General features: G+C 73.1%; 4 protein-coding genes. 3 read left to right on the forward strand and 1 reads right to left on the reverse strand.

What is annotated here, in order from left to right; all coding sequences use genetic code 11:
- A partial coding sequence (locus tag F8274_RS30340; protein ID WP_151465800.1) for a hypothetical protein occupies nucleotides 1–236 on the reverse strand: 236 nt, incomplete at its 3' end.
- A 32-nt stretch (nucleotides 237–268) separates the two neighbouring features.
- Here F8274_RS30340 and F8274_RS30345 point away from each other — a divergent pair.
- The 3 genes from F8274_RS30345 (at nucleotide 269) to F8274_RS30355 (ending at nucleotide 2,584) form a co-directional block, all read left to right on the forward strand.
- Nucleotides 269–769: a cation:proton antiporter regulatory subunit gene (locus tag F8274_RS30345; protein ID WP_151465802.1), complete on the forward strand. Its 501-nt coding sequence runs from the start codon at nucleotides 269–271 to the stop codon at nucleotides 767–769.
- A gap of 7 nt (nucleotides 770–776) precedes the next feature.
- Nucleotides 777–1,985, forward strand: coding sequence for a cation:proton antiporter (locus tag F8274_RS30350; RefSeq protein WP_151465804.1), 1,209 nt, complete (start codon nucleotides 777–779; stop codon nucleotides 1,983–1,985).
- Nucleotides 1,986–2,155: 170 nt separating this feature from the next.
- Nucleotides 2,156–2,584 carry a hypothetical protein gene (locus F8274_RS30355; RefSeq protein ID WP_151465805.1) on the forward strand — a complete coding sequence of 143 codons (429 nt, stop codon included), beginning with the start codon at nucleotides 2,156–2,158 and terminating at the stop codon, nucleotides 2,582–2,584.
- Nucleotides 2,585–2,783: the final 199 nt, after the last annotated feature.

Here is a 2,783-nt window from a genome sequence, read left to right on the forward strand (position 1 = left end):
TGCTCGGCGTCGGCGAACTCCACGAACGGGCGGTCGTACCGGCGGTCGACGGCGACCCGGACGTGGCGTACCTCGTCGAAGCCGACGGCCCGCGACGGCACCGGCGCGGTCGGCGCGGGCCGGGGGGACGCCGACGACCGGTCGGGTGGGTTCCGGCGGACGTCGCCGATCGAGCAGGCGGCGAGGGCCGGCACCAGCAGCAGACCGACGGTCCGGAGCACTCGTCGACCGATCATGGGGCCCTCCTCCGCACGGTAGCCTTGCGCGGGTGCGAGTACGTGTCGAACAGACTGCCCTACCGGGGATCGGCGTCCGTCACGATCTGATGACGGAATCCGGCCGCCGCCTCGGCGTGGTCTCCCACCGCAATGGCCGCCGCGACCTGGTCCTCTACGACCCGGACGATCCCGACTCCTGTCAGCACGACATACCGCTGACCGACGACGAGGCGGAGGCGCTGGCCGACATCCTCGGCGCGTCGCTGATGCTCGGCCAGCTCGCGGGGCTGCGCGAGCAGGCCGCCGGGCTGCTCACCGAGCAGATCGCCATCCCGGCCGGCTCCCGCTACGTCAACCGGCGGCTCGGTGACACCAAGGCACGGACCCGCACCAGCGCCTCCATCGTCGCGGTGCTGCGTCAGGGCGAGGTGAACGTCTCGCCCGATCCCGCCTTCCGGTTCCAGGCCGGTGACGTGGTCGTCGTGGTCGGCACCCGGCAAGGGCTCGACGGGGTCACCGCGATCCTCGCCGAAGCCGACCCGGACGGCTGAGGCGCGGATGCACGAATCCACCACGCTGCTCGTCGAGGTCGGCGCGCTGCTGCTCCTGCTCGGCCTCCTCGGCCGGCTCAGCCGTCGCTTCGGTGTCTCACCCATCCCCCTCTACCTGCTCGCCGGCCTCGCCTTCGGCCACGGCGGCCTGCTGCCGCTCAACGCCAGCGAGGAGTTCTTCGCCGTCGGCGCCGAGATCGGCGTCATCCTGCTGCTCGTCATGCTCGGCCTGGAATACAGCGCCAACGAACTGGTGGGCAACCTCCGCTCGGCCGCGCCGGCCGGCCTGATCGACGCGGTGTTCAACGCGCTGCCCGGCTTCGCCTTCGCCCTGCTGCTCGGCTGGGGCTGGGTGGCCGCCGTCGTGCTCGCCGGCGTCACCTGGGTCTCGTCGTCCGGGGTGATCGCGAAGGTGCTCGGCGACCTGGGCCGGGTCGGTAACCGGGAGACCCCGGTGATCCTCTCGGTCCTCGTGATCGAGGACCTGGCCATGGCCCTCTACCTGCCGCTGGTCACCGCGCTGCTCGCCGGGGTCGGCCTGGTCAAGGGCGGCATCGCGCTCGCCGTCGCGGTGCTCACCGTTGTCGTCGTGCTGGCCGTCGCCATCCGGTACGGGCACCTGATCTCCGCCGCGCTCTCCGCCAAGGATCCCGAGGCGCTCCTGCTCGGGGTGCTCGGCCTCACCCTGCTGGTCGCCGGGGCCGCGGCCAAGCTCCAGGTCTCCGCCGCGGTCGGCGCGTTCCTGGTCGGCATCGCCCTGTCCGGGCCGGTGGCGCACCACGCCACCGAACTGCTGTCCCCGCTGCGGGATCTCTTCGCCGCGGTCTTCTTCGTCTTCTTCGGCCTGGTCACCGACCCGCTGGACATGCCGCCGGTGCTGCTGCCGGCGTTCCTGCTGGCCGTGGTCACCATGGGGACGAAGCTGGCCACCGGTTGGCTGGCCGCCCGCCGGGCCGGAATCGCCGAGCCCGGCCGGTGGCGGGCGGGCTTCGCGCTCACCCCGCGCGGCGAGTTCTCCATCGTCATCGCCGGCCTGGCCGTCGCCGCCGCGTACCCGGTCGAGCCCCGGCTGGCGGCGCTCGCCACCGCGTACGTGCTGATCACCGTGGTGACCGGGCCGATGCTGGCCCGCCTGCCCGACCTGCCCTGGTTCAAGCGCTGGCTGCGCCGGCGCAGCGCTGCCCGGCGACCGGTGCCGGTGGGAGTGGCCGAGTGACCTCGGCCGGGCCGGGTCGGCCGTACGGTGGACCCGGCCCGGCCAACGGTTGCCGAATTGATTCCGGGAAGGTCTACCGCCACCCGGCGAAACCGCGTTAACGTGTCGCCCCAGCAGCCAGGGTCCGCGGGTGGCCGGTGCCCCCGCCAGCGCAAGCGGAAGGTCGGCCGGTGAGCGTGCAGGAAGAGACGTTTCACGGCTTCGCCAATCCCGTCGACCCCTCGCCCGCCGAGCTGAGGTCGTGGGCCTACCAGCCGGATTCCGTCCCGCTCACCTCCATGCCCCCGGACTGGGACCTGCTGGTCGCCGGGGACCACCTGGTGCAGACCCTCTTCGACCTGGCCATGGACCCGGCCTGCCCGGCCCGCCGGTTCGCCCTGCACTGCCTCTACATCTACGCCGCCGACGGCATCCGCACGAACTTCCGGGCCCACCCGAAGCGCCGCTTCCGCAAGCTCGTGGAGCAGGCCGAGCGGGCCGGCGACGAGCTGATGCGCAACTGGGCGCACAACAGCCGCGTGCTGCTCGCCCGGCCGGACCTCTTCGTCTACCGGGACTGGTGCGAGGGCGGCCTCGTGCGGGAGAACCGCCGGCTCTAGGTTTTGCTGCGGCGAACGGGCCGGGACCCCCTGCCGGCGTCACCGCGTCCCGGCCCGCACGATCCTCTGACAGCGAACGGGCCGGGACCCCCTGCCGGCGTCACCGCGTCCCGGCCCGCACGATCCTCTGACAGCGAACGGGCCGGGACCCCCTGCCGGCGTCACCGCGTCCCGGCCCGCACGATCCTCTGACAGCGAA

The sequence above is a fragment of the Micromonospora sp. AMSO31t genome, assembly GCF_008868175.1.
In the GTDB taxonomy this organism is placed as follows: domain Bacteria; phylum Actinomycetota; class Actinomycetes; order Mycobacteriales; family Micromonosporaceae; genus Micromonospora.

Excerpts from the sequence above, each read along its gene's own strand:
- F8274_RS30350 (WP_151465804.1), top strand. The coding sequence starts at position 777 with ATGCACGAATCCACCACGCTGCTCGTCGAGGTCGGCGCGCTGCTGCTC.